This window comes from Pseudomonas putida W15Oct28 (assembly GCF_000708715.2).
Taxonomy (GTDB): domain Bacteria; phylum Pseudomonadota; class Gammaproteobacteria; order Pseudomonadales; family Pseudomonadaceae; genus Aquipseudomonas; species Aquipseudomonas putida_R.
The window spans coordinates 1-25,701 of sequence record NZ_JENB01000003.1; the positions used below are offsets into that span (position 1 = coordinate 1).

The 25,701-nt window shown below is 64.0% G+C and carries 19 protein-coding genes and 2 pseudogenes; 13 read left to right on the plus strand and 8 right to left on the minus strand.

The features are described 5' to 3' along the window. Nucleotides 1-71 precede the first annotated feature (71 nt). A protein-coding gene (locus AK81_RS27830; RefSeq protein WP_430297537.1) for an IS3 family transposase occupies nt 72-1,702 on the plus strand; the annotation gives its coding sequence in 2 pieces (ribosomal slippage) (nt 72-630 and nt 630-1,702; 1,632 coding nt in all). Between the two features lie 487 nt (nt 1,703-2,189). Here the strand turns inward: AK81_RS27830 and AK81_RS02510 are convergent. The 5 genes and pseudogenes from AK81_RS02510 to AK81_RS02530 all read right to left on the minus strand — a co-directional run bounded on the left by AK81_RS02510 (nt 2,190) and on the right by AK81_RS02530 (nt 7,708). Then, nucleotides 2,190-3,725: a DHA2 family efflux MFS transporter permease subunit gene (locus AK81_RS02510; protein WP_043196566.1), complete on the minus strand. Its 1,536-nt coding sequence runs from the start codon at nt 3,723-3,725 to the stop codon at nt 2,190-2,192. Continuing rightward, on the minus strand, nt 3,722-4,915 hold the full coding sequence (locus AK81_RS02515; RefSeq protein ID WP_043196567.1) for an HlyD family efflux transporter periplasmic adaptor subunit: 1,194 nt from the start codon (nt 4,913-4,915) through the stop codon (nt 3,722-3,724). Before AK81_RS02515 ends, AK81_RS02510 begins: the two co-directional genes overlap by 4 nt. A gap of 30 nt (nt 4,916-4,945) precedes the next feature. Next, nucleotides 4,946-5,394: pseudogene (locus AK81_RS02520) on the minus strand (MarR family winged helix-turn-helix transcriptional regulator). A gap of 262 nt (nt 5,395-5,656) precedes the next feature. After that, a complete protein-coding gene (locus tag AK81_RS02525; RefSeq protein WP_043196568.1) occupies nt 5,657-6,292 on the minus strand; it encodes a response regulator transcription factor in 636 nt (211 codons plus the stop codon). A 9-nt stretch (nt 6,293-6,301) separates the two neighbouring features. Next, nucleotides 6,302-7,708: a sensor histidine kinase gene (locus tag AK81_RS02530; RefSeq protein ID WP_043196569.1), complete on the minus strand. Its 1,407-nt coding sequence runs from the start codon at nt 7,706-7,708 to the stop codon at nt 6,302-6,304. 194 nt (nt 7,709-7,902) lie between these two features. Here AK81_RS02530 and AK81_RS02535 point away from each other — a divergent pair, with 194 nt between their 5' ends. The 3 genes from AK81_RS02535 (at nt 7,903) to AK81_RS02545 (ending at nt 12,709) form a co-directional block, all read left to right on the plus strand. Beyond that, nucleotides 7,903-9,525, plus strand: a complete 1,623-nt coding sequence (locus tag AK81_RS02535; protein WP_043196570.1) for an acyl-CoA synthetase — start codon at nt 7,903-7,905, stop codon at nt 9,523-9,525. Between the two features lie 135 nt (nt 9,526-9,660). Then, nucleotides 9,661-11,430, plus strand: coding sequence for an acyl-CoA dehydrogenase C-terminal domain-containing protein (locus AK81_RS02540; RefSeq protein WP_043196571.1), 1,770 nt, complete (start codon nt 9,661-9,663; stop codon nt 11,428-11,430). A 271-nt stretch (nt 11,431-11,701) separates the two neighbouring features. Next, nucleotides 11,702-12,709 (plus strand): FecR family protein, encoded by a 1,008-nt coding sequence (locus AK81_RS02545; RefSeq protein WP_043196573.1) that lies wholly within the window; start codon nt 11,702-11,704, stop codon nt 12,707-12,709. Between the two features lie 12 nt (nt 12,710-12,721). Here AK81_RS02545 and AK81_RS02550 read toward each other — a convergent pair whose 3' ends face one another. Then, nucleotides 12,722-14,041 (minus strand): Na+/H+ antiporter family protein, encoded by a 1,320-nt coding sequence (locus AK81_RS02550; protein WP_019473295.1) that lies wholly within the window; start codon nt 14,039-14,041, stop codon nt 12,722-12,724. An 828-nt stretch (nt 14,042-14,869) separates the two neighbouring features. On the opposite strand from AK81_RS02550, the pseudogene AK81_RS30715 reads away from it, so the two are divergent. The 8 genes and pseudogenes from AK81_RS30715 to AK81_RS02585 form a co-directional block, all read left to right on the plus strand. Then, nucleotides 14,870-15,835, plus strand: a pseudogene (locus AK81_RS30715) (HAMP domain-containing protein); the annotation flags it as partial. A gap of 102 nt (nt 15,836-15,937) precedes the next feature. Next, entirely contained in the window at nt 15,938-16,693 is a 756-nt protein-coding gene (locus AK81_RS30720; protein ID WP_370453613.1) for a methyl-accepting chemotaxis protein, read from the plus strand. Between the two features lie 96 nt (nt 16,694-16,789). After that, nucleotides 16,790-17,806, plus strand: coding sequence for an ABC transporter substrate-binding protein (locus AK81_RS02560; RefSeq protein WP_043196575.1), 1,017 nt, complete (start codon nt 16,790-16,792; stop codon nt 17,804-17,806). Continuing rightward, nucleotides 17,803-18,651 (plus strand): ABC transporter permease, encoded by an 849-nt coding sequence (locus AK81_RS02565; protein ID WP_043196576.1) that lies wholly within the window; start codon nt 17,803-17,805, stop codon nt 18,649-18,651. The genes AK81_RS02560 and AK81_RS02565 overlap by 4 nt, the downstream gene beginning before the upstream one ends. A 158-nt stretch (nt 18,652-18,809) precedes the next feature. Then, nucleotides 18,810-19,673 (plus strand): LysR family transcriptional regulator, encoded by an 864-nt coding sequence (locus AK81_RS02570; RefSeq protein ID WP_043196577.1) that lies wholly within the window; start codon nt 18,810-18,812, stop codon nt 19,671-19,673. Between the two features lie 218 nt (nt 19,674-19,891). Then, entirely contained in the window at nt 19,892-20,809 is a 918-nt protein-coding gene (locus AK81_RS02575; protein WP_043196578.1) for an AEC family transporter, read from the plus strand. Nucleotides 20,810-20,842: 33 nt separating this feature from the next. Next, nucleotides 20,843-21,454, plus strand: a complete 612-nt coding sequence (locus AK81_RS02580) for a cell wall hydrolase (protein ID WP_043196580.1) — start codon at nt 20,843-20,845, stop codon at nt 21,452-21,454. Between the two features lie 206 nt (nt 21,455-21,660). Then, on the plus strand, nt 21,661-22,512 hold the full coding sequence (locus AK81_RS02585) for a CAP domain-containing protein (protein WP_043196581.1): 852 nt from the start codon (nt 21,661-21,663) through the stop codon (nt 22,510-22,512). A 69-nt stretch (nt 22,513-22,581) separates the two neighbouring features. On the opposite strand, the gene AK81_RS02590 is transcribed toward AK81_RS02585, so the two are convergent. Beyond that, the gene (locus AK81_RS02590; RefSeq protein ID WP_043196582.1) at nt 22,582-23,586 is read right to left on the minus strand and encodes a GlxA family transcriptional regulator; all 1,005 of its coding nucleotides are present in this window, start codon (nt 23,584-23,586) and stop codon (nt 22,582-22,584) included. Between the two features lie 106 nt (nt 23,587-23,692). On the opposite strand from AK81_RS02590, the gene AK81_RS02595 reads away from it, so the two are divergent. Beyond that, nucleotides 23,693-24,304 carry a LysE family translocator gene (locus AK81_RS02595; protein ID WP_043196583.1) on the plus strand — a complete coding sequence of 204 codons (612 nt, stop codon included), beginning with the start codon at nt 23,693-23,695 and terminating at the stop codon, nt 24,302-24,304. Between the two features lie 169 nt (nt 24,305-24,473). Here AK81_RS02595 and AK81_RS02600 read toward each other — a convergent pair whose 3' ends face one another. Continuing rightward, nucleotides 24,474-25,673 carry an MFS transporter gene (locus tag AK81_RS02600; protein WP_043196584.1) on the minus strand — a complete coding sequence of 400 codons (1,200 nt, stop codon included), beginning with the start codon at nt 25,671-25,673 and terminating at the stop codon, nt 24,474-24,476. Between the last annotated feature and the right edge of the window lie 28 nt (nt 25,674-25,701).

Here is a 25,701-nt window from a genome sequence, read left to right on the forward strand (position 1 = left end):
CCCCCCGTGTCAGCCTACCTGTCGCCTCTATTGATTGACTCAATCTTCCAAGGGGGCGAAGGTGCAAGGTAATGAAAAAGCGTTATGACTCTGAATTCAGAGACTGGGCTGTTCAGCAAATGATGCCGCCTCTGAACCGTTCTGTGGCGGAGCTTGCCGTTGCAATCGGCGTTACTCCGCAGTCCCTGCGAAACTGGAGACAAATGGCTAGAGAGAAAGGGTTGATCGTCCCTGGTAACAACAAGACCAGCGATCAATGGTCCAGCGCCGACAAATTCAATACTGTCATGGAGACAGCTCCCTTGAGTGAGATCGAGCTCTCTCAGTATTGCCGTATGAAAGGGATATTCCCTGAGCAGATCCAGCAATGGCGTTTGGCTTGCCAAAACGCCAACGANCCCTTGAGTGAGATCGAGCTCTCTCAGTATTGCCGTATGAAAGGGATATTCCCTGAGCAGATCCAGCAATGGCGTTTGGCTTGCCAAAACGCCAACGAGGTAGCTGAGCCCCAACCTTGTGCCAAGAAAACTGCAGAACAAAGGCGCATCAAGGAACTAGAACGTCAGTTGTCGAAGTCTGATGCTGGTCGCAAAGAGGCGGAGGCTTTACTGGAACTGCGAAAAAAAGCCAATGCGATCTGGGGCAAGGACAAGGAAGACTGATCAGTTCCTCAGATCGCATGCAGGCACTAGGTTTGATAGCCGAAGCTGTCGAAGCGGGGGCAAGAAAATCCCATGCGTGCCGCGAGCTAGGGCTGTGCCTTCGAACGATCCAGCGCTGGCGCCATAGCAACGGTGATAGGCGTCAGACAGTTCAACGCGAGGCACCACCGAACAAGCTAAGTGTGGCGGAGCGACAGGCAGTATTAGCGGCTGCAAATCAGCCAGGTTATGCCAGCCTGACACCGCATCAGATCGTGCCCAAGTTAGCAGATGAAGGTATTTATCTGGCATCGGAATCGACTTTCTATCGAGTGCTCAAAGAGGCGAATCAAAATGTGCGCCGAGGCCGGGCTAAAGCCCCGAAACGCCGAATCTTGACTACGCATCGAGCGGATGGCCCAAACCAGGTGTGGTGCTGGGACATCACATGGTTGCCAACCACGATCAAGGGGCGTTTCTACTACTGGTACATGGTCAAAGACATCTACAGCCGCAAGCTTGTAGTTAACGAAGTCCATGAATCCGAATGTGCTGAGAACGCCTGTGTGCTGCTTGAGAAAGGGTGTTTGCGTGAGCGAACAGCGGGTCGCCCTTTGGTACTGCACTCTGACAACGGCCTTGTGATGAGGGGCTCACTGTTACGCGAACAAATGGTTTCGCTGGGTGTTAAGCCTTCGTTCAGTCGTCCGCGGGTGAGCAATGATAATGCTTATGCGGAAACACTCTTCCGCACTGCGAAGTACTGCCCACTGTGGCCAGATCGTCCGTTCGACAGCCTTATGGAAGCGAGACTCTGGGTGCAGAAATTTGTCGAGTGGTACAACGAAGAGCACCGGCACAGTGCCCTGCGATACGTCACGCCCAACGAGCGTCACGAAGGCAGAGCGACCGCGTTGCTACAGGCGCGAGCGGCATTGTATTCGTCTGCCAAAGCAGCTAATCCGACACGCTGGAGCGGCCAGACGCGAAATTGGCGACTTGCAGATGCTGTTTACTTGAATCCGGAGCGCCCGGAAGCTGGCGTTGCCATAGCTAGCTGAAGTTAAGGCGACAGGTACATTGACACGCACCGCGTTTGACAAAAAGTGACNCTTGCAGATGCTGTTTACTTGAATCCGGAGCGCCCGGAAGCTGGCGTTGCCATAGCTAGCTGAAGTTAAGGCGACAGGTACATTGACACGCACCGCGTTTGACAAAAAGTGACTCGCTGTAAGAGCGAAAAGGTGAGTATGCGTCGCCATCGCAAACGGACTGTTCTCCGTTTCAATACCGCCGCAGCAGCTCTTGATCTGGGATGTTGGCTTTAACACAGTGTAGACATTCGTTCGCGCAGGTGGCGCTGAGTCACCTTTCCGCCCTTCCGGCGGGTTACTTTGGTCTTGGCCAAAGTAACCAAAGCCGTCCGCTCCCATCATCCGGCCCCTGCGCTGCGCTCCGGGGCGTCGCCTGAACTATCGCGCGCTTAGAAGCAAAAGCCGAAGCAAGAGCAAGGGCGATAACGCTGGAACCTTTGTGGTGTGGTTTAACTCAATGCCCCGCTGATGCAGGCCCTGCCTTGGCAGTGAACGGCGGCTTGGCAAACCACACCAGCAGGATCAACCCGGCAAACACCCAGGTCATCAGGGTGAAGTAATCCACCGTCGACATCATGTAAGCCTGCCCGTTGAGTATCTGCTCCAGCTGCGCATAACTCTGCGGGCTGGCCCCGCCCAACTGCTCAAGCGTATGCCGCGTCGCCGGGTCGAACTGGCTGATGTTCTCGCTGAGATAAGCATGATGCTGGTCCGCCCGGCGAATCCAGATCCACGTCGTCAAAGACGCCGCAAAACTCCCGCCCAAGGTACGCAGGAAGGTTGCAAGCCCCGACCCATCGGCAATCTGGTGCGGTGGCAGGTCGGACAGCAGGATGCTCAAGGTCGGCATGAAGAACAACGCCACGCCAATGCCCATGAACAACTGCACCAGGGCCACATGCTGGAAGTCCACCTCGCTGGTGAACCCGGCACGCATGTAGCAACTGGTACCAATGGCCAGAAACGCCAGCCCCGCCAGCAAACGCAGGTCGAACCGGTGTGCATACTTGCCCACGAACGGCGACATGATCACCGGCAGCAAGCCGATCGGCGCCACCGCCAGGCCCGCCCAGGTCGCGGTATAGCCCATCTGCGTCTGCAACCATTGCGGCAGGATCAGGTTGATGCCAAAGAAGCCCGCATACCCCCCGACCAGCACAATGGTGCCGACACGGAAATTGCGGTGCACGAACAGGCGCAGGTTGACCACCGGGTGGCGGTCGGTCAGTTCCCAGATCACGAACACCGCCAGGAACACCACCGAAATCAGGCTGCCGATTATGATGAACGACGACTCGAACCAGTCCAGGTCGTTGCCTTTGTCGAGCACCACCTGCAAAGCCCCGACACCGACGATCAGCGTCAGCAAGCCGATGTAGTCCATCGGCTGGCGGCTGGTGACCACCGGCCGGGTGCGCATCTGCTGGCGCACCACGGCGGCGGCGAACAGGCCGATGGGCACGTTGATGAAGAAGATCCACGGCCAGCTGTAGCTGTCGGTGATCCAGCCCCCCAGGATCGGCCCGGCAATCGGCGCCACCACCGTGACCATCGCCAGCAGCGCCAGGGCCATCCCCCGTTTGGCCGGGGGGTAGACAGCAATCAGCAAGGTCTGGGTCATCGGGTACAACGGCCCGGCGACCACGCCCTGCAATATCCGGAAGCCGACCAGTTCGGGCATCGATTGGGCGATCCCGCACAGGAACGAGGCCAGCACGAACAACAGCGTCGCCCAGATGAACAGTTTCACTTCGCCAAACCGCCGGCTGAGCCAGCCAGTCAACGGCAAGGCGATGGCATTGCTCACCGCGAACGAGGTAATGACCCAGGTGCCCTGCTCGTAACTCACCCCCAGGTTGCCGGAAATGGTCGGCAACGCCACGTTGGCGATGGTGGTGTCGAGCACCTGCATGAACGTCGCCAGCGACAGCCCGATGGTGGTCAGCAGCAGGCTCGGCGGCGTGAACTGGGCAGCGGCGTTGTTGCTCATCGCTGGGCCGTCTTGCCGGTTGCACTGTTGTCGTGGATCAACCGGGCGATCAGGTTGTCGGCCTCGACCAGCTGCCGGTCATACACCTGGGTGGTGTAGCTGGCCTGCTGTGGGGGCTGCTGGGCCAAGGCCGGGCCGCTCTGGTCATGCAGGTCGACTTCCACCACGGTGGACAGGCCAATGCGCAGTGGGTGGTCCTTGAGCTGGTCGGGGCTCAGGTGAATACGCACGGGGACGCGCTGGACAATCTTGATCCAGTTGCCGGTGGCGTTCTGTGCCGGCAGCAGGGCGAAGGCACTGCCGGTACCGGCGCCAAGGCTGTCGACCGTGCCGCTGTACTTGACCTCGCTGCCGTACAGGTCGGCGCTGATCTGCACCGGCTGGCCGATGCGCATTTCACGCAGCTGGGTTTCCTTGAAGTTGGCGTCGATCCACACCTGGTCCAGCGGGATCACCGCCATGGTCGCGGTGCCTGGCTGCAGGCGCTGGCCCAGTTGCACAGTGCGCTTGGCAACGTAACCGGTAACCGGTGCCACCAGCGTGGTACGGGCATGGTCGAGATAGGCCTGGCGCAGGTCGGCAGCGGCGGCCATTACCTCGGGGTGCGAGGAAACCACGGTGTCGTCGACCAGCGCGCTGCTGGTGCTGAGCTGCTGACGTGCGCTGTTGACAGCGGCCAGGGCGACACTCAGGTCATCGCGGGCGTGGGACAGCTCTTCTGCAGCAATCGCCCCGCTATCGGCCAGCACCTTGCGCCGGTTGAAGTCCTGCTGGGCTTTGCGCAGTTCGGCCTGGCGAGTTTCCAGCTGGGCCTTGAGCGAGTCGACATTGCTGTACAGCCCGCGCACCTGGCGCACGCTGCGTGCCAGCTTGGCTTCGGCAGACTGCAAGGCCACCTCGCTGTCGGCCGGGTCGAATTGCAGCAACACCTGGCCGGCATGGACCAGGTCGCCGTCATCGGCACCAATGCTGGTGACGGTGCCGGTGACCAGCGGGGTGATCTCCACCACGTTGCCGTTGACGTAGGCATCGTCGGTGCTTTCGTGCCAACGCCCCACCAGGCTGTACCAGGCCCAGGTGCAGGCACCGCCAAGTATCAGCAACAGCAGCAGGCCAAGCAGCCAGGCCTTGCGCTTGCGCGACGGCTCGGGCGCGACGGAGGGAGTCGGGGTATCTGCGGGAGTGGCCATGACAATACCTTGGATAATTCGTGACAGGGTTCAACGGTCGCCAAAGCGGCGGATCGTCAACGGGTCGCCGGCACCGAGCAAAACCTTGGCCAGCAAGCCTTCCAGGGCCTTGAGCTCTTCGGGCGCCAGCACGCCGCACAACTCGTTCATGGCGGCAGCGCCAATTTCCGGGAGGCGGTCGGCCAGGCGCTGGCCATCGGCGGTGAGTCGGCGCAGCGGTTGCGCACAATCAGCTCCTTCTGCTCGAGCCGGTCGAGCATGCGGGTCATCGAACCGCTGTCCAGGCCCAGGTAGCGGCACAGCTCGGCCGGGGTATCCACCTGGTACTGGGTGACGATGATCAGCACCTTGAACTGCGCGGCAGTGACGCCCTCAGATTCGAGGTGCCAATCGAGAATGCGGTCCTTCAGGATCGCCGCCCGGCCAAGCAGCATGCCGATGGCGCAGGTCTGGAAGTTTTCGGGGGAGAAATGGGCCATCGGAGGCTGCTCGGGCAATTGTGTGAAAATATTACTGCCTAGGCAGTGAATGTCAAAGCTTTGATTAGCTGGCTATGTAAAATTTCATTATTTGGCGCTTCCGGCACCGACCATGCGCGCCTTCGGATGCTTGCCGAGATCCCTGTGGGAGCGGCCTTGTGTCGCGATAGGGCTGCGCAGCAGCCCCAGAATTTGAGCCATAGCGAAGATCGCCGGGGGCTGCTGCGCAGCCCTATCGCGACACAAGGCCGCTCCCACAGGGCTATTGCCGTGTTTGCAGGCCAAGCGCCTGCACCGCCCCGCAGGCGATGGCCATGCCCACCAGCTCAGCCAGGCTGCCCGCCTGCAGCCGCTTCATCACCCGCCCCCGGTACAGGTCCACGGTCTTCACACTGACGCCCAGCCGCTCGGCAATTTCGCGGTTGTTCAACCCCTGGGCCAACGGCACGAAAACGTCACGTTCACGCGGCGTGAGGCCGTCGATGCGCGCCTGCACCAAGGCCAGCGCCTGGTCGCCCTGCCGCGCCCGCCCGGCGTGCTCCAGCGCCGCCTGCACGCTGTCGAGCAGCAACTGGTCGTTGTAGGGCTTTTCGATGAAATCGCAGGCGCCAGCCTTGAATGCCCGCACCACGATCGGCACATCGGCATGGCCGCTGACGAAGATCACCGGCAGCGCCAGGCCGCGCTCGCGCATTGCCTGCTGCACCGCCAACCCGCCCAGCCCCGGCATACGCACATCCAGCAGCACGCAGGCGGGGCCATCGTCGACGCAGGCGTCGAGAAACGCTTGCCCGCTGGCGAACGGCAAGGCCTGCAGGCCCACCGACTGCAGCAGCCAAACCGTCGAGTCGCGCATACCCTGGTCGTCATCGACCACATACACTTTCGCTTGCACCACCGCCCCCCTTTATCCCCTGCTGACTGCCAGCCGGCAGCACAGTACCAAACCGCCGTTGTCACCCGCTCGCGCCCACAGGCTGCCGCCAAAGCCTTCGATCAGGCTGCGGCTCATGCTCAAACCCAGGCCCAGGCCGTCGGCCTTGCTGGTGGTGAACGGCGTGAAGATTTCATCCAGGCGCTCGGGCGCTACACCCGGGCCCTGGTCGGCCACCTCGACCCGCACACCATCGCCGTCCCGCGCGGCGCCGAGCAGGATACGTGACGGCTGGTCGCCGTGCAGCTCGCGGTTGGCATCGATGGCATTGCGCAACAGGTTGAGCAGCACCTGTTCCAGCAATACCCGGTCGGCATACACCGAAGGCAGTTGCGCACTCACGCGCAGTTCGACCAGCACCTGGTCGCGCGCGGCCTCCCAGGCGCACAGCCGCATGGCTTCGCCGGCCACTTCGGCCACGTCCAGCGCCTGCAGGCGCCGTGGCCCTTTGCGCAGGAAGGCGCGCAGGCGGCGGATCACTTCGGCGGCGTGGGTGGCCTGCTCGCTGATACGCAGCAGGCCCTGCCCTACCCGCTCGCGGGCCTGTGGATCACGCTCCAGGCCCTGCAGGTAACGCTGACTGGCGTTGGCGTAGTTGACCACCGCAGCCAGTGGCTGGTTGATTTCGTGGGCGATGCCCGAAGCCAGCTCACCCAAGGTGGCCAACCGGGCACTGTGCGCCAGGCTTTCCTGGGCTTCGATGCGCAAGGTGATGTCGCGGGATACGCTGACCACCTCCACCACCGCGCCGGTGTAGGTTTCGCGGATGGCCCGGCTGGCGATTTCAAACCAGCGATAGCCGCCAGAGGCCTGGCGCACCCGGCAGGTCATGGTGTGATAGCCATCCTCGTCCAGGGCAGCGGCCGCCTGGCGCAGCACCTGGCGGCGCTCACGCGGGTGCAGCAAGGTATGCACGGCCATGCCACGCAGTTGCTCGGGCCACAGGCCGAGCAAGCGAAACGCTGCCGGCGAGGCATCCAGGAAACGGCCATCCGGGCTGTGCCGGGAGATCAGGTCGGTGGTGTTTTCGATGATCAGCCGGTACAAGCGCCGGGCGCGGCTGGCTTCGCGTGCGCCATGGCGTTCTTCGCTGGCGTCGCGACAGCGCCCGAGTACCTGCTGGCCCTGGTCATCCGGAATGAAAGTCCACAGCACGGTGCGCTCCCCCACCTGCACCTCGACATCGGCAATCGCCCGATGCTGGCGCAGGCAGGCACGTACCAGGGCAGCGCTGTTGGCCGGCAGCCAGCTGGCCAGCGCCGGGCCTTCGTCCACCCAACCTTGCAGCGCCGGGTTGAGCGCCAGTGGCCTGGCGTCGGCCGCCAGCAAAAGGCTGGGTTGCGGGTCCTTGGCAAGCCAGGGGTAAGCAGTCTGGTTCACAGTAGGCGGCTCATTGTTATAGTAGTTTTACTATATTGCTATAGTCGATATTCCTACTACCATAGCGACTCGCGTAAAACTGCGACAGAGGGAGCGGCCCACCGTCCGCCTCTTTGCACCCTGAACAGAGCTAACAATCAGCCATCGGGGGCCAAGCGCACTAGCTGCGCCTGCCTCCCTTACAGGATTACCGCATGTCGATCTATGCCCAGGGCCTGATGCCCGCTGCCGTCAACCATGTCGCCCTCACCCCGCTGAGTTTCATCGAACGCACCGCTGCCGTTTACGGCAAATACCCGGCGGTGATCCACGGTGCCATCCGCCGCAACTGGCAAGAAACCTACCAACGCTGCCGACGCCTGGCCAGCGCCCTTGCAGGCCGTGGCATCGGCCGTGGCGACACGGTGGCGGTCATGCTGCCCAACACCCCGGCGATGCTCGAAGCGCACTTCGGCGTGCCCATGACCGGCGCCGTACTCAATACCCTGAACGTGCGCCTGGACGCCGAGGCCATCGCTTTCATGCTGCAGCATGGTGAAGCCAAGGTGCTGATTACCGACCGCGAGTTCCATGCTGTGATCGAAGCCGTCCTGGCGTTGCTCGAACACCCGCCCCTGGTGGTGGATGTGGATGACCCGGAGTACGGCGAAGGCCGTGCGGTCAGCGCGCTGGACTATGAAGCCTTGCTCGCCGAAGGCGACCCGGAATTTGCCTGGGAATGGCCGGATGACGAATGGCAGGCCATTTCGCTCAACTACACCTCCGGTACCACCGGCAACCCCAAGGGTGTGGTCTATCACCACCGCGGCGCCTACCTGAACGCCATTGGCAACCAGATGACCTGGGCCATGGGCCACCGCCCGGTGTACCTGTGGACCTTGCCCATGTTCCACTGCAACGGCTGGTGCTACCCCTGGACCATCACCGCCCTGGCCGGCACCCACGTGTTCCTGCGCCGGGTCGACCCACAGAAGATCCTGAACCTGATCCGCGAACACCGGGTCACCCACCTGTGCGGCGCCCCGATCGTGCTCAACGCCCTGGTCAACATGCCCGAGGCAGCCAAAGCCGCCATCGAGCACCCGGTACAGGCCATGGTCGCCGGCGCCGCGCCACCGGCCAAGATCATTGGCGCCGTGGAAGAGATGGGCATCCACGTCACCCACACTTACGGCCTGACGGAAGTCTACGGCCCGGTGACCGTGTGTGCCTGGCATGACGAATGGGACGAACTTTCGCTGGAAGCGCGTGCCCGGATCAAGTCACGCCAGGGCGTGCGCTACCCGACCCTGGACGGGCTGATGGTGGCCGACCCACAGACACTCGAGCCGGTGGCACGCGATGGCAACACGCTGGGCGAGATCTTCATGCGCGGCAACACCGTGATGAAGGGCTACCTGAAAAACCCCGAAGCCACCGCCGAAGCGTTCCGTGGCGGCTGGTTCCACACCGGTGACCTGGCCGTGTGGCATGCCGACGGCTATGTCGAGATCAAGGACCGGCTCAAGGACATCATCATTTCCGGTGGCGAGAACATCTCCACCATTGAAGTCGAGGACGCCCTGTACAAACACCCGGCAGTGCTTGAAGCCGCCGTGGTGGCGCGCCCGGATGAAAAATGGGGTGAAACCCCGTGCGCGTTCATTGCCCTGAAGCCAGGCCGGGAAGATACCCGCGAAGCCGACATCACCAGCTGGTGCCGCGAGCACCTGGCCGGGTTCAAGGTGCCGAAGACCGTGGTGTTTGGTGAATTGCCCAAGACCTCCACCGGCAAGATCCAGAAGTACGTGCTGCGCGACCGGGCCAAAGCCCTCTGAACCCGTAACGGCCCTTTCGCGGGCACGCCCGCTCCCACAGGGACAGCACCCACCTCCAAACCTGTGCTTCTCCTGTGGGAGCGGGCCTGCCCGCGAAGAGGCGCACCCAGATTTGCACCATTACAAGAGCTGCCGATGACCACCTATTCCGCCCCCCTGCGCGACATGCGCTTCGTCCTGCATGACGTGTTCAACGCCCCGGCCCTGTGGGCCCGTCTGCCCGCCTTGGCCGAGCGCATCGATGCCGACATCGCCGACGCCATCCTGGAAGAAGCCGCCAAAGTCACCGGCCAGCTGATCGCCCCGCTCAGCCGTAACGGCGACGAGCAAGGTGTGCGCTTCGACGCCGGCCAGGTCACCACGCCAGACGGTTTTCGCCAAGCCTGGCAGACCTACCGCGAAGGCGGCTGGGTCGGCCTGGGCGGCAACCCGGCATTTGGCGGCATGGGCATGCCGAAAATGCTTGGGGTGCTGTTCGAAGAAATGCTCTACGCCGCCGACTGCAGCTTCAGCCTGTATTCGGCCTTGAGCGCCGGCAGCTGCCTGGCAATCGATGCCCACGCCAGCGAAACGCTCAAGGCAACTTACTTGCCGCCCCTGTACGAAGGCCGCTGGGCCGGCACCATGTGCCTGACCGAGCCCCACGCCGGCACCGACCTGGGGCTGATCCGCAGCCGCGCCGAACCCCAGGCCGACGGCAGCTATCGCATCAGCGGCAGCAAGATTTTCATCACCGGCGGCGAACAGGACCTGACCGAGAACATCATCCACCTGGTGCTGGCCAAGCTGCCGGATGCGCCCGCCGGCGCCAAAGGCATCTCGCTGTTCCTTGTGCCGAAATACCGGGTCGAGGCCGATGGCCGACTGGGCGCGCGCAACGCCGCCCACTGCGGCTCGATCGAGCACAAGATGGGCATCAAGGCTTCGGCCACCTGCGTGATGAACTTCGACGCTGCCGAGGGTTACCTGGTGGGCGAGCCGAACAAGGGCCTGGCGGCCATGTTCACCATGATGAACTACGAGCGCCTGTCCATCGGCATCCAGGGCATCGGTTGTGCCGAAGCGTCCTACCAGAGCGCCGCCCGTTACGCCAACGAGCGCCTGCAAAGCCGTGCCGCCACTGGCCCACAGGCGCAGGACAAGGCTGCCGACCCGATCATCCACCATGGTGATGTACGGCGCATGCTGCTGACCATGCGCACCCTCACCGAAGGTGGCCGGGCGTTTGCCGCCTACGTCGGCCAGCAACTGGACCTGGCGCGTTACGCCGAAGACGCCGGTGAACGTGAGCATGCCCAGCGCCTGGTGGCGCTATTGACGCCAGTGGCCAAGGCCTTTTTCACCGACAACGGTCTGGAAAGCTGCGTGCTCGGCCAGCAGGTATACGGTGGCCATGGTTACATCCGCGAATGGGGGCAGGAGCAGCGGGTGCGCGATGTGCGCATCGCGCAGATCTATGAAGGTACCAACGGTATCCAGGCGCTCGACCTGCTGGGGCGCAAGGTGCTGGGTGACGGTGGCCAGGCACTGGCCAGCTTTGCCGCTGAAGTACGTGCTTTCAGTGTTGATGCACCGCTGCACCGCGAGGCCTTGCAGGCGAGCCTGGCGCGGCTGGAGGCGACCAGCGCCTGGCTGCGGGCACGGGCAGGCGAAGATGCCAACCTGGTCAGTGCGGTAGCGGTGGAATACCTGCAGCTGTTCGGGCTGACGGCGTATGCCTACATGTGGGCGCGGATGGCGGCGGTGGCCTTGGCCAGGCGTGAAGAGGATCACGCGTTTCATGGGGCCAAGCTTGCGTGTGCGGCGTTTTTCTTCCAGCGGGTGCTGCCGCGGGGGTTGGGGCTGGCAGCCAGTATCAAGGCGGGCAGTGGCAGCCTTTATGGGCTGGAGGCGGCGCAGTTCTGAAAGGCCTCTGGGGGCGCTTTGCGCCCCTATCGCGACGCAAGGCCGCTCCTACAGGGGAACGCGATGCCTTGTAGGAGCGGCCTTGTGTCGCGATGGGCTGCAAGGCAGCCCCATGGATTTCAGCCGGCATACCTTTACGCGAAGGGTTCTCAGACGCTGAAAAACCGTTGCAAATCCGACGAAAAACCGTCACAACTGATAGTCATTCGCCATTACGTCGGTTCTCGGGAGCCCTCTTGCAAGGGTAGAATACGCAAAATCCGGAGCCGCAATGAACCACGACCGCCTCAACCCCAGCCCTGACGATGCCATCACCGACGCCGCCGCGCATTGGTGCATGCGCCTGCACGCCGAAGACTGCACGGCGTCCGAGCGCGAGGCATTCGCCCGCTGGCTGGCGGCGGACCCGCGGCATGCCGAGGAATACCAGGCGATGCTGGAGATCTGGCAAACCGCCGACCTGTTGCCACGCAACGCCACCGTCGTCGACTTCAACCCACCCATCCGGCAACCTGCACGCCCGCGCAACTGGCGCCCGCTGGCGTCTGCCGCCGCCCTCGCCCTGGCCGTGCTGCCGCTGGCCGGCTGGGTGGGCTGGGAACAAGGTTGGCTGCCCAACCACTATCAGCACTTCGAAGCCGGCGACCGCATGCAGACCGTGGAGTTGAGCGACGGCAGCACGGTACAGCTCAACCTCCACACCGAGCTGACCTACCTCAACTACAAGGACCAGCGCCAGGTCACGCTCAAGCGCGGCGAGGCGTTCTTCAAGGTGCAGCACGACAGCAGCCACCCGTTCGTCGTGCATGCCGGCCGTGGCCAGACCCGCGTCACCGGCACCCAGTTCAACGTGTGGAAGTACCAGGACCAGGTCAAGGTGACTCTGGTGGAAGGCTCGGTACTGGTGACCAGCGACGGCAGCGCTGGTGGCTACCGCCTGGGCCCGGGGATGCAGGCCAGCTATCACAAGGGCGATTTCGAGCCGCAGCTGGAACAGAGCAACGACTACGGCAACAGCCTGGCCTGGCGCAGTGGCAAGCTGGTGCTCGACAACCTGAGCCTGGAGCAGGCGCTGCCGGTAATCAACCGCTACCTCGACGCGCCGCTGCAGCTGGCCGATGCCAGCACCGGCCGCATTCGCATCAGTGGTATCTACAACACCCGTGAGGTCGCGCGCCTGGTCAACAACCTGCCCAAGGTGCTGCCGATCTACCTCACCCGCAGCAAGGACGGCAGCACCGTGCTCAACCGCATCTCGCCGCCGCCCGACAAGGGCTGACCCCCTCGCCCCTTACAACGTCATCGCCGCCACCCACCCAAACGCCAGCAATGGCAGGTTGTAGTGGATGAAGGTTGGTACCACGGTGTCCCAGATATGGTGGTGCTGGCCATCCACGTTCAGGCCCGAGGTCGGGCCCAAGGTCGAGTCCGAAGCCGGCGAGCCCGCGTCCCCCAGGGCACCGGCAGTACCGACGATGCACACCGTGGCCAGCGGGTCGAAGCCCAGTTGCACGCACAGTGGCACAAAGATCGCGGCCAGGATCGGCACGGTGGAGAACGAAGAGCCGATGCCCATGGTCACCAGCAGGCCCACCAACAGCATCAGCAAGGCACCGATGCCCTTGCTGTGGTCGATCCACTGGGCCGAGGTTTCCACCAGGCTTTTTACCTCACCGGTGGCCTTCATCACGTCGGCAAAGCCCGAGGCAGCAATCATGATGAAGCCGATCATGGCCATCATCTTCATGCCTTCGGTGAACAGGTCGTCGGTGTCCTTCCACTTGACGATGCCCGACAGCGAGAAAATCAGGAAACCGACCATGGCACCGATGATCATCGAGTCCAGCAGCAACTGCACGATGAACGCTGCGGCAATGGCCAGCCCCGCCACCAGCAGCGTCAGCGGGTTGTACTGCACGCTCACCTGCTCAACCTGCTCGATGCGCGCCAGATCATAGTCACGCTTCTTGCGGTAGCTGATGAACACGGCCAGCAGCAGGCCGGCCAACATACCTGCAGCCGGGATGGCCATGGCGTGGGTGACGTTGACACCGCTCACGTCCACACCGGCACGGGCGACGTTGGCCAGCAGGATTTCGTTGAGGAAGATGTTGCCGAAGCCCACCGGCAGGAACATGTACGGGGTGATCAGGCCGAAAGTGATCACGCAGGCGATCAGCCGGCGGTCGATGCGCAGGCGGGTCAGTACATACAGCAACGGCGGGACCAGCAGCGGAATGAAGGCAATATGGATGGGCAGGATGTTCTGCGACGACACCGCCACCACCAGCATCAGGCCGATCATCAGCCATTTGACCTTGCCGCCATTGGCGTGGCCTTGGCGATCGATCATGGCCAGTGCACGGTCAGCCAAGGCATGGGCCAGGCCGGACTTGGCGATGGCCACGGCAAAAGCGCCCAGCAGTGCGTAGGACAAGGCAACCGTGGCGCCACCGCCCAGGCCTCCGTTGAACGCCTTGAGGGTGCCTTCGATGCCCAGGCCGCCCACCAGCCCACCGACCAGGGCACCGATGATCAGGGCGATGACCACGTGCACGCGGGACAGGCTGAGTATCAGCATGATGCCGACCGCGGCGATCACTGCATTCATGTTTGGCTTACCTCATAACGACAGAAAAAAGCGCGCACTCTGAAGCAGTGGGCGGCAGATGTCAAAAACGCCATGTTGCGGCGGATTTCTCAGGGAGGACGAATTTAAATTGAATGTTTGAATAAAGAAAAAATTGAAGGGGCCGATAAGGTGTTGGGCTGAGGGTGCCTGGCTGGAGATTTATGCCGCTTGTGAGACCGAGCGCCGCCCGCGCGGCGCATCGCCGGCAAGCCAGCTCCCACATTTGTTTCGGGCCAGTAACTACTGTGCCATTGCGCGCGACCGCCTTGTTTGCCCGGCACGATATCGAGGTGGGCGCCAAAGGGTCGCGCGCCTTCACCTCAGGACTCATTGGCCCGAAACAAATGTGGGAGCTGGCTTGCCGGCGATGCGCCGCGCGGGCGGCGCTCGATTTCACAGGCGACAACAATCTCCAGCCATGCACCTGTCAGCCCAACCCAGCCCCAAAGCCATAACCCTTACTGCTCAAAAAAGGGATCCGCCCCCATGCCTTTGCGCCAACTTTCCATCCAGTGGAAGATCACCCTGCTCGCCGGCCTCTGCCTGGCCGGCATCGTCACCTTGCTCGTCGGCCTGTCGCTGTACCGCATGGACCACAGCTCGGACCTGGTCAAGGCCAGCAGCATGCAGATGCTGACCGAGGCGGCGCAATCACGCATCGAATCGCAGGGTGAAGTGCAAGCGCTGAACATCCGTCGCCAGTTCATGGACGCCTACCAGTACGGCGCCGGCTTCGCCCGTCAGGTGCTGTTCCTGCGCGAACAGGCAGAAAAGCGCTACCTCGACGCCTTTGACCTGCGTGAAGACATGACGCGCCAGGTACGCACCGCCCTGCAGGCCAACCCCGACCTGCTCGGCCTGTCGCTGGTGTTCGAACCCAACGCGCTGGATACCAAGGACAGCCTGTTCGCTGGCAAGGCAGAGCTGGGCAGCAACGAAACCGGGCGCTTTGCCCTGTACTGGTCGCAGCCGCGGGCCGGCCAGCTGACCGCCATGGCGCTGCCTGAACACGACATGGCCAACACCGAGATCGGCCCCAGCGGCCAGCCGGCCAACACCTGGTGGGTGTGCCCGCGTACAACCGGCAAGGTGTGCGTGGTAGAACCCTACTTCTATGACATCGATGGCCAGCAGGTGCTGATGACCAGCATCGTCTTCCCGCTGGCGGTCAACGGCAAGATCATTGCCACCCTGTCCATCGACATCAACCTCAACAGCCTGCAGGCCCTGAGCCAGGAAGCCAGCCGCAGCCTGTACGAGGGCCGCACCACGGTCGGCATCCTCAGCCCGGTCGGCCTGCTGGCCGGCTACAGCGCCGATGCCAGCAAGCTGGCCCAGCGCTTCGACCAGGTGGACCGGGCCAAGGGCGCCGAACTGGTACGCAAGCTGGCCGATGGCAAGATGACCATCCTGCACGACCAGCAGCGCCTGAAGGTGCTGGCCGCGTTCCGGCCGATCCCCGACGCGCAACCCTGGGGCGTGCTGCTGGATGTGCCGGAAAACGCCCTGACCGGGCCTGCCGAAACACTGAAGCAGGAACTGGACACGCTGAACACCAGTGGCACCCTGCTGGAGCTGGGCCTGGGCCTGGCGGCCGCCATTGCCGGCCTGCTGATGGTATGGCTGATGGCCCGCGGCGTTACCCGGCCGATCCTCGGCGTGGCCGCCATGCTCAAGGACATTGCCAGCGGTGAAGGCGACCTGACCCGCCGCCTGACCTATCAGAAGCAGGACGAGCTGGGCGAACTGGCCGGCTGGTTCAACCGCTTCCTCGACAAGTTGCAGCCGACCATCGCCGAGGTCAAACGCTCGGTGCAGGCCGCCCGAGGCACCGCAGACCAGTCCTCGGCAATCGCTACGCAAACCAGCGCCGGCATGGAGCAGCAATATCGCCAGGTCGACCAGGTGGCCACGGCCTCGCACGAAATGAGCGCTACGGCCCAGGACGTGGCGCGCAGTGCTTCGCAGGCGGCCCAGGCCGCACGTGATGCCGACCAGGCCACCCGCGAAGGCCTGGCAGTCATCGACCGTACCACCCAAAGCATCGACGCCCTGGCCGCCGACATGAGCAACGCCATGGCCGAAGTCGAAGGCCTGGCGCAGAACAGCGAGAAGATCGGTTCGGTGCTGGAAGTGATCCGCTCGATTGCCGAGCAGACCAACCTGCTGGCGCTCAACGCCGCCATCGAGGCAGCCCGCGCGGGTGAAGCCGGCCGTGGCTTTGCCGTGGTTGCCGATGAAGTGCGCAACCTGGCCCGACGCACCCAGGAGTCGGTGGAAGAAACCCGCCAGGTGATCGAGGCCTTGCAGGACGGCACCCGGGAAGTGGTCGGGGCCATGGACAACAGCCACCGTCAGGCCCAGGGCGGCGTGGAGCAGGTTGGCCAGGCCGTGACGGCGTTGCAGCGGATCGGCCAGGCGGTGACGGTGATCACCGACATGAACCTGCAGATCGCCTCGGCCGCCGAAGAGCAAAGCGCGGTGGCCGAAGAGATCAACAGCAACGTGGCAACCATCCGCGATGTCACCGAATCGCTGTCGGGCCAGGCCAACGAGTCGGCGCGTGTCAGCCAGTCCCTGAATAGCCTGGCCAACCAGCAGCAGGCGCTGATGGACCAGTTCCGCGTCTGAAGCAAACGGGGCCGCCCCGCGCGGCCCTGAGCCCCGCCAACACCTCGTCGTCTACACTTGCCCCACCCCCAAGGTGCGGCAAACGACGAGGTCTGGATGAACAAATTTGCAACGCTGCTGACCGGCCTGATACTGGCCGTAGGCCTGGCCAACACCAACAACGCTGTATCGGCAGAGCAACGCCCACCAATCCATTTCGGTGCCATCGGCTGGGAAAGCGGTGCCCTCACCACCGAAATCCTGCGCCTGATCGTGGAGCGCGGCTATGGCTACACCACCGATACCCTCCCCGGCAGCACCGTCAGCATGGAAGTGGCCCTGGCCCGCAACGACCTCCAGGTGATCGCCGAAGAGTGGGCCGGGCGCAGCCCTGCGTGGGTCAAGGCCGAGCAGGCAGGCCAGGTATTCGCACTGGGCAACACAGTAAAGAATGCCGAAGAAGGCTGGTGGGTACCCGCGTACGTGATCGAAGGCGACGCAGCTCGCAAGCTGAAGCCTCTGGCGCCCGAACTGCGCAGCGTCGACGACCTGAAGCGCTACCCGCAGGTGTTTCGTGACCCCGAGTCACCCGACAAGGGCCGTTTTCTGAACAGCCCCAGCGGCTGGACATCGGAAACGGTCAACAGCCAGAAACTCAAGGCGTACGGCCTGAATGACCTGTACACGAACTTTCGCAGCGGCTCCGGTGCGGCGATGGATGCCGAAATCGGCTCGGCCATCCGCCGTGGCCAGCCGGTGCTGTTCTACTACTGGGACCCGACTCCGTTGATGGGGCGGTACAAGCTCATCCGCCTGGAAGAGCCGCCGTTCGATGCCCAGGCCTGGGCCACCCTGACGGATGCCGGCAACCCCAACCCAAAGGGCAGCCGCTCACTGCCGGCGAAGCTGTCGATCGGTGTATCCAAGGCCTTCCGTGAAGGCTACCCGGACCTGGTGGCGGTGTTCGAGCAGATCGACCTGCCGATCGATCGGCTCAACAAGGCACTGGCCGACATGAGCGAAAAACGCACGCCGCCGCGCGAAGCCGCCCTCTCCTTCCTGCGTGACAACCGCGAGGTGTGGAAAGCCTGGCTGCCTGCGGACGTTGCCGGCAAAGTCGAGGGCAGCCTGTGAGCAACGGCTTTCCCCAAGCCCTGCAATTTTCTTTCGCTGACAGCGTAAACCGGCTGGTCGACTGGCTGGTACTGAACTACGGCGATCACCTGCGCACCGTCTCTGACCAGTTGCTGCAACTGCTGGTCGGCCTGGAGAACCTGCTGCGCCTGCTGCCCTGGTGGCTGCTGTTGCTGCTGGTTGGCCTGCTTGCCTGGCACGCCAGCCGCAGCCTGCTGCGCAGCGCAGTGCTGGTGGCGCTGCTGGCCTTGATCGGCATGCTCGGGCTTTGGGACAAACTGCTGCAAACCTTGGCCCTGGTGCTGGTCAGTACCGGCCTGTGCGTGTTGGTGGGCGTGCCGCTGGGCATCCTGCTGGCGTCCCGGCCACTGGCGAGGCGGCTGCTGTTACCGGTACTGGATGTGATGCAGACGCTGCCCGCTTTCGTTTACCTGATCCCGGTGCTGATGCTGTTCGGCCTGGGCAAGGTACCCGCCGTGTTCGCCACGCTGATCTATGCCCTGCCGCCGCTGGTGCGGTTGACCGAACTGGGCCTGAGCCAGATCGACCCTTCGTTGCTGCAGGCCGCACACGGCCTGGGGGCAACCCGCTGGCAGCGGCTGCGGCGCATTGCCCTGCCGCTGGCGCTGCCAAGCATCATGGCCGGGCTCAACCAGTCGGTGATGATGGCCTTGTCGATGGTGGTGGTGGCATCGATGATCGGTGCCCGCGGGTTGGGTGAGGATGTGCTGGCGGGGATCCAGACCTTGAATGTCGGCCAAGGCGTGGAAGCCGGCCTGGCGATCGTCGCCCTGGCCATGGTGATCGACCGGATCAGCCAGGCGTACGGGCGAATTGCACGCTGAACGGTGTTGCCTGTACCGGCCCTATCGCCGGCAAGCCAGCTCCCACAGGGTCACCACAATGCCCGCTGCTTGTGGGGTACCTGTGGGAGCTGGCTTGCCGGCGATAGGGCCGGGCCTGACAATACTGCCCTGTCAGCTTGTAACCGGACCTCACCCGCATGTCTCTCAAAGCCTTGCGCACCCTGGTAACCATCGCCCGCCACGGCACCTTCGCCCGCGCCGCCGACCTGCTCAGCCTCACCCCTTCGGCGGTGAGCCTGCACATCAAGACCCTTGAAGATGCGTTGCAGGCACCCCTGTTCGACCGCAGCCGCAGGCAGGTGGTGCTGACCGAAGCAGGCCAATTGGCGGTGGCCCGCGCCGAGAGCATCCTGGCTGCCTACGACGAGCTGGCCGACGCTGTGGCCAGCGGCCCGAGCCTGCGCGGCCGCCTGCGCCTGGGGGCGATCCATACCGTGCTGGCGCGGCGTCTGCCCAAGGCGCTGGTTTGGATCAAGGCCAACCACCCACAGTTGCACATCAGCGTGGCCTCGGGCATGTCGGCGGAGCTGGCACGCCGCGTGGAGGACGGTGAGCTGGACGCGGCAATCACCACTGAGCCCGTCAGCCCGTACCCACAAAGCCTGGATTTCACACCGCTGTTCGAGGACCGCTTCTGGGCCATCGCCAGCCCCGAACTGGCCGGGCACAGCGTACCGGAGCTGCTCGCCAGTCAACCGTTCCTGCGCTTCGACAAGCGTGCCTGGGCCGGGCGGCAGATCGAGCAGGAACTGCGCCGCCAGCATTTGCAGGTAAGCGAGCAGATGGAGCTGGACAGCCAGGAAGCCCTGGCAAGCATGGCCGTCATGGGCCTCGGTGTGGCGATCATCCCCATGGCAGACGACGACCTGAAACGCCTGCCACCGGCCACTTGCCTGCCGTTTGGCGAACCGCAACTGACCCGGCGGGTGGTGTTGCTTGAGCATGAGAAAAGCCAGCGGCGGCATTTGAGTGCGGTGCTGAAGACTGCGCTTGAGGCGTAGTTGCGCGGGATCTCTGTGGGAGCGGGCGCGCCCGCGAACACCGGCACAGCCGGTGCCATCCATCGCGTTGGATTCTTCGCGGGCACGCCCGCTCCCACAGTTACCGCGTAACGCCTAAACCATGCATTTTTTCTCAACAGTCAGTGCAGAAAACAACGTTTTTACAGATCAGTCCTCAGCAGTAGTCTGGGCCCGTACCCGACCAAGGAACGTCGACCATGCTCCACTTGCTGCTGACCACCCTGCTCCCGATCATCCTGCTGATTACTTTGGGCACTTTCCTGCGCCTGCGCGGCTTCCTGGCCGACAGCTTCTGGCCCGGTGCCGAGCGCCTCAGCTACTACGTACTGCTACCCTCGCTGTTCCTCCACGGCCTGGCCACCGCCAACCTCGATGGCGTACCAGTGATGGGCATGGTCGGTGTGCTGATGCTCTCGACCCTGGCCGGGGCCGTGCTGCTGGTGCTGTACCAGGGCGCGATCAACCACGACGGCGCAGACTTCACCTCAGTGTTCCAGGGCGGCATCCGCTTCAACAACTACATCGGCGCCACCTTGGCCGCCGGCATCTACGGCAGCGCCGGCATCGCCCTGGCGGCGGTGGCCAACGCCGCCATCGTGCCCTTGGTCAACCTGCTCTGCGTGCTGGTGTTCGCCCGTTTCAGCGCTCGCCACAGCTCACCGGCGACGGTGCTGCGGGCAATCTTCGCCAACCCGTTGATCGTCGGTTGTGCTGGCGGCCTGCTGCTGCGCGTAACGGGGCTGGGTTTGCCACCGGGCATCGAACCCACGGTCAAGGCGCTGGGCCAGGCCGCCCTGCCGCTAGGCCTGCTGTGTGTGGGCGCGGCGCTGGGTGGCGCCCGCCTGGGCCAGCAGGTGCGCCCGCTGATGGCGGCGTCGGCGTTCAAGTTCCTGGTCATGCCGCTGACCACCTGGGGCCTGTGCCGCGTACTAGGCCTCAGCGGCCAGGCAGCCGTGGTGGCGGTGCTGTTCCAGGCCCTGCCCACCGCTTCGTCCTCCTATGTGATGGCCAGGCAAATGGGTGGCAACGCCCCGCTGATGGCGACCATCATTGCCCTGCAGACCGTAGCCGCCGCTGCCACCCTGCCTTTGGTACTAATGCTTACGCTTGGCTAGACTGGGAATCAGCCCCCACTTGGAAGCCCTGCCATGCGCCCAGTCTGGATAGTGATCGGCTTGACCTCGGCCCTGCTCGCAGGCCCCTTGCACGCAGCCGACACGGCCAAGGCCGCAGTGGCAGAAGACAAGGCCGAAGTACTGGAAGAAAAGGTGGCCAACGATGCCCCGCCGCCGAAAAAAACAGAAAAGCTGACCTCAAGCGAAGCCAAGGCAGTCGACCCGGCCGGCCAGGCGCCACTGGACGACAGCATCACCTGCCTGGCCCGCACCATCTACTGGGAAGCCAAGGGCGCCGATGCCGAAGACATGTCGGCCGTGGCCAGCGTGGTGCTCAACCGCCTGGGCCACGATGGTTTCCCCGACACCATCTGCGGCGTGGTCAAGCAGGGCGTGGAGACCAAGGCCTGCCAGTTTTCCTGGTGGTGCGACGGCCGCCCGGACCAGGTCGAGGAAGCGCAACGCTACGATGTGGCCAAGGAGATCGCACGCAAGGCGCTCAACCAGCAATTGAAAGACCCTACCGGCGGTGCGCTGTACTTCCACGACCGCACCGTGCACCCCGACTGGGCCAAGGCCTACCGCAAGACTGCGCAGACCACGCACTTCCTGTTCTACAAGCCGAACCAGGCGTTGGCCCGTTGATGCCAAAACCGCCGAGAGCTCTAGCTCGATACGAATGATTAGCAACTCATCGCACTTTTCCGGCCACCAGTGGTCTACTCCCTCTTTTGCCGCCAGCAACGATTGCCGGCGTTTTCATTGCTTTGCACCCGCTAGGGCCAAAAGCCCCCGGCTTGTGTAGGATGAGCAGCGCATACCACGACGCTGCCAGTCATAGGGAGATCCACATGCGCGTCCTGTCATCCGTTGCCGCCTTGTCGCTGGGCCTGGTCGTCTCGACCGGTGCGCTGGCTGTCACCGGCGAAGAGGCGCAACTGATCGATTCGATCAATGTCTACCGCAGCAAGGCCCAGCCCTGCGGTGGCGAGGCGTCGCTGGAGCTGCCGCCGCTCAGCAGCGACACCCGCCTGGCACTGTCGCCAGAGGGCACCCGTGACCTGCAGCAGGCCATGACCCGCGCCGCCTACCCCATGGTCAACGTCCAGGCCATCAGCCTGTCGGGGCCACGCGATGCGCGCGCGGCCATGCATGCCATCGAAGAAAGCTTTTGCCAAGTGGTGCTCGACCCGCAGTTCGTCGATATCGGCGTCAGCCAGGAGGGCCGCGACTGGCGCATCGTGCTGGCCCGGCCGCTGCTCAGCGGCCGCTTGGGCGATTGGCAGGCCGAGGGGCAGAAGCTATTGCAAGAGATCAATGCTGCGCGCAAGGTGCCGCGCCAATGCGGCGGCCAGCCGTACGCCGCGGCCCCCGCACTGAGCTGGAGCACGGTACTGGCCGGGGTCGCCGCCAACCACACGCGGGCCATGGCCAACCAGAACTTCTTCGACCACATCGACAAGGATGGCCGCACCCCCGGTGACCGGGCGGAACTGGCCGGCTACCTGTACCAGCAAGTCGGTGAAAACATCGCCGCCGGGCGTGACACCGCGCACAAGGTGGTTGATGGCTGGCTCGAGAGCCCGGGGCATTGCGCCACGCTGATGAACCCCGATTTCCGTGAGCTGGGCGCCGCCTATGCCGTGGACCCGAAAAGCGATGCAGGGATCTACTGGACCGGCTTGTTCGGCACCCCCCAGTAATTTTGCAGCGTCTGGCACCACCTCTGTGGGAGCGGGCTTGCCCGCGAACACCGGCAACGCCGGTGCCAGTCACCGTGTCGCCTGCTTCGCGGGCAAGCCCGCTCCCACAGAAATCTGCGCCCGCAACTCAAGGGCTGAACAACCAAACCGCCGCCGCACACATTTACCCAGGTAACTGGCATCGCCCAGCCCCACCTCATCGGCAATCTGCGCCAGGCTGTGGCTGGAGTTGAGCAGGCGCCAGCGCGCCTGCTGCAAGCGCATCTCCAGCCACCAGGCCTTGGCGCTCATGCCGTGGCTGGCGTGGAACTGCCGGTCCAGCTGGCGCCGGCTGATGCCCAGTTCAGCGGCCAGTTGCTCCACCGCCAGCGGGGTGCCCAAATGATGACGCATCAGCGCCTGTGCCCGCTGCACCTGCCGCCCCTGGCCGGCGCCCAGCTCCAGCGAGCGCAAGGCATGGCGGCTGTCGCGGGTTTCGTCCACCAGCATGTCGGCCAGCCCTTTCAGCGCCCGGGTTCGCCCACAGGCTTGTGACAACAGCGCCACCGCCAGGTCGATGGCCGCCGTGCCACCAGCACAGGTGATTCGGTTTGCGTCGATGCAATACAGCTGATCGCGCAGCACCTGCAACTGAGGGAACGCTGCACGAAACTCGGCTTCGTGACGCCAGTGCACGACCACCTTATGCCCCCGTAACAACCCACACGCGGCCAACAGGAAGGCGCCATTGTCGACCCCCACCAACTTGACCCCGGCTTTGCCGGCCTGCCTGAGCAAGGTTTGGTAGCGCGGCGCCAACGCCGCTGTAGCCATGGCATTGCGCCCGCCGAACACCACCAGGTAGTCGAAACTGGCCAGCTCCAGCTGGCCGGCCACCGCCTCGACCTGCACCACTGCACCGCTGCTCGACGGTACCGGGTCGAGCGTGAGGCCTGCCACGGTCCAGCTGCAATAGCGCTGCTGGCTGTAGTCTTCGTCGTCGGCGCTGAAACGCAATTTGTCGAGAAAACCGCCGAATGGCAGCAGGGCGAAATCCGGTAACGGCAGGATTACGAGACGGATATCAGGCAGCATGGCATTGCGTCCAGAAACGACCATTCAATGTCCAGATCATACCCTTCCAGACCGGGCGCCGCGCCATAGACTGGCAACCTCCAAATCAACAAGGCGTTGCACCACGATGGCACTCGACACCTGGCTCATCTATCTGCTGGCCAGCATCGGCCTGTCACTGACACCAGGCCCAAACAGCCTGCTGGCCCTGACCCATGGCGCCCTGTATGGCGCCCGCCGCACGTTGTTCACCATCGTTGGCGGCGTGTTCGGCTTCAGCGCACTCATCGCCCTGGCCATGTTTGGCCTCAGCGCGTTGCTGCAAACCTCGGCTTCGGTGTTGAGCGTGCTCAAGTGGGTGGGCGGCGCTTACCTGGTGTGGCTGGGTATCCAGCTGTGGCGGAGCCCGGGCCTGCAACTGGAATTGACCGAGCGCAGTGCACGGCTCGGCAATGCGGGTTTGTTCCGCCAAGGCTTGTTGTCGGCCATGGCCAACCCCAAGGTGCTGCTGTTCTATGGCGCCTTCCTGCCGCAGTTCATCGACCCGCAACGCGGGCTGATGCTGCAGTTCGTGGTGATGGCGGCGACCTTTGCCAGTGTCGAGTTTCTGGTCGAGTACCTGTTGGCGCGCCTGGCGTTTCGCGTCCGGCCGTGGCTGGCCAAGGGCGGTAAAGGTTTCAACCGCTGCTGCGGCAGCCTGTTCGCCTTGATTGGCGTGGCGCTGCCGCTTAGCCGATAGTATTTGGTAAAGGCATGCACAGTTTTTGTGGGAGCGGCCTTGCGTCGCGATAGGGCCGCAACGCGGCCCCGGCGATTCTGCATGATTCCAGAATTCTGGGGGCGCTTCGCCCCCCTATCGCGACGCAAGGCCGCTCCCACAGGGACAGCGAATACCGATAGGCCATCGTTCAGCTACGCCGGGCCTTGAGCAGGAACACCAGCAACGCGACACCCGGCAACCCTGCCCCCACCAGCGCCACTCCTTGCCAGCCAAACTGGCTGAACAGCGCACTGGCCACCGCCGACCCCAGCGCCCCACCCAGGAAGATGCTGGTCATGTACACCGCGTTCAGCCGCCCGCGGCTGGCCGGGTCCAGTGCATAGACTTCCCGCTGGCCGATGACCATGTTCATCTGCACCGCAAAGTCCAGCAGCACGCCGGTCAGGCCCAGGCCGATCACGCTGTAGCCCGGCACCGTCAAGCCCAGCAACAAGGCCGCCGGGGCCAGCAGCAGCGCCAGCAACGAGCCGGCCCGCGCATGCCCGGCATCTGCCAGGCGGCCAGCCAAGGGCGCGGCAACGGCGCCCACCGCGCCCACCAGGGCGAACACCGCGATCTGGCTTTGCGACAGGCCATGCTCACCCGCCAGCGCCATGGGCACCGCCGTCCAGTAAAGGCTGAACGCTGCGAACATCAGTGCCTGGTACAACGAACGCTGGCGCAGCAGCGGATAGCGGCGCAAAAGTGTGAGCAACGACAGCATCAACCCGGCATAGCTGGCCTTGTGCTCGGGCCGCCGCTCTGGCAGGGTCAGGGCCAGCAGCAGGATGATCGCCAGCATCACCCCGGCAGCGCCAATGAACACTGCGCGCCAGCCGAAGTGGTCGGCCACCAGGCTGGACAACGGCCGCGCCAGCAGAATACCCAGCAACAACCCGCCCATGATGTTACCGACCACCCGGCCACGCTGCTGCTCTGGTGCCAGGTGCGCCGCCAGCGGAATGAGCATCTGCACCGCCACCGAACTGAACCCGATCAACAGCGCATAGCCCAGAAACAACTGGCCCTGGCCGCTGCTGCTGGTGCCTGCCAACAGCAGGCTGACACACGCCAGCACTGCGGTGGCGACCATCAAGCGGCGGTTCTCCAGCAGGTCAGCCAGCGGCACCAGCAACAGCAGGCCCAGGGCATAACCCAGCTGGGTGAGTGAAACGATCAGGCTGGCATGCTCGGTGGACAGCCCCAGGTCCGGGGCGATCAAACCGACGATGGGCTGGGCGTAGTAGATGTTGGCCACGATCGCGCCGCAGCAGAACGCCAGCAGCACGACCAGTGCCCGGCTCAGGCCTGTAGCTGCGGGTGGCGCGGCGGCAAGGGAGGGATTCATGCGAGGTTCCTCGGCAAGGGGTGATAGA

What these genes read in the sequence shown, in the direction of transcription:
- AK81_RS02545 (WP_043196573.1), top strand. Translation starts at nt 11,702, where the DNA reads ATGAACCACGACCGCCTCAACCCCAGCCCTGACGATGCCATCACCGAC.
- AK81_RS02540 (WP_043196571.1), top strand. Translation starts at nt 9,661, where the DNA reads ATGACCACCTATTCCGCCCCCCTGCGCGACATGCGCTTCGTCCTGCAT.
- AK81_RS02580 (WP_043196580.1), top strand. Translation starts at nt 20,843, where the DNA reads ATGCGCCCAGTCTGGATAGTGATCGGCTTGACCTCGGCCCTGCTCGCA.
- AK81_RS02560 (WP_043196575.1), top strand. Translation starts at nt 16,790, where the DNA reads ATGAACAAATTTGCAACGCTGCTGACCGGCCTGATACTGGCCGTAGGC.
- AK81_RS02535 (WP_043196570.1), top strand. Translation starts at nt 7,903, where the DNA reads ATGTCGATCTATGCCCAGGGCCTGATGCCCGCTGCCGTCAACCATGTC.
- AK81_RS02590 (WP_043196582.1), bottom strand. Translation starts at nt 23,586, where the DNA reads ATGCTGCCTGATATCCGTCTCGTAATCCTGCCGTTACCGGATTTCGCC.
- AK81_RS02575 (WP_043196578.1), top strand. Translation starts at nt 19,892, where the DNA reads ATGCTCCACTTGCTGCTGACCACCCTGCTCCCGATCATCCTGCTGATT.
- AK81_RS02595 (WP_043196583.1), top strand. Translation starts at nt 23,693, where the DNA reads ATGGCACTCGACACCTGGCTCATCTATCTGCTGGCCAGCATCGGCCTG.
- AK81_RS02515 (WP_043196567.1), bottom strand. Translation starts at nt 4,915, where the DNA reads ATGGCCACTCCCGCAGATACCCCGACTCCCTCCGTCGCGCCCGAGCCG.
- AK81_RS02585 (WP_043196581.1), top strand. Translation starts at nt 21,661, where the DNA reads ATGCGCGTCCTGTCATCCGTTGCCGCCTTGTCGCTGGGCCTGGTCGTC.
- AK81_RS02510 (WP_043196566.1), bottom strand. Translation starts at nt 3,725, where the DNA reads ATGAGCAACAACGCCGCTGCCCAGTTCACGCCGCCGAGCCTGCTGCTG.
- AK81_RS02600 (WP_043196584.1), bottom strand. Translation starts at nt 25,673, where the DNA reads ATGAATCCCTCCCTTGCCGCCGCGCCACCCGCAGCTACAGGCCTGAGC.
- AK81_RS02550 (WP_019473295.1), bottom strand. Translation starts at nt 14,041, where the DNA reads ATGAATGCAGTGATCGCCGCGGTCGGCATCATGCTGATACTCAGCCTG.
- AK81_RS02570 (WP_043196577.1), top strand. Translation starts at nt 18,810, where the DNA reads ATGTCTCTCAAAGCCTTGCGCACCCTGGTAACCATCGCCCGCCACGGC.
- AK81_RS30720 (WP_370453613.1), top strand. Translation starts at nt 15,938, where the DNA reads ATGGAGCAGCAATATCGCCAGGTCGACCAGGTGGCCACGGCCTCGCAC.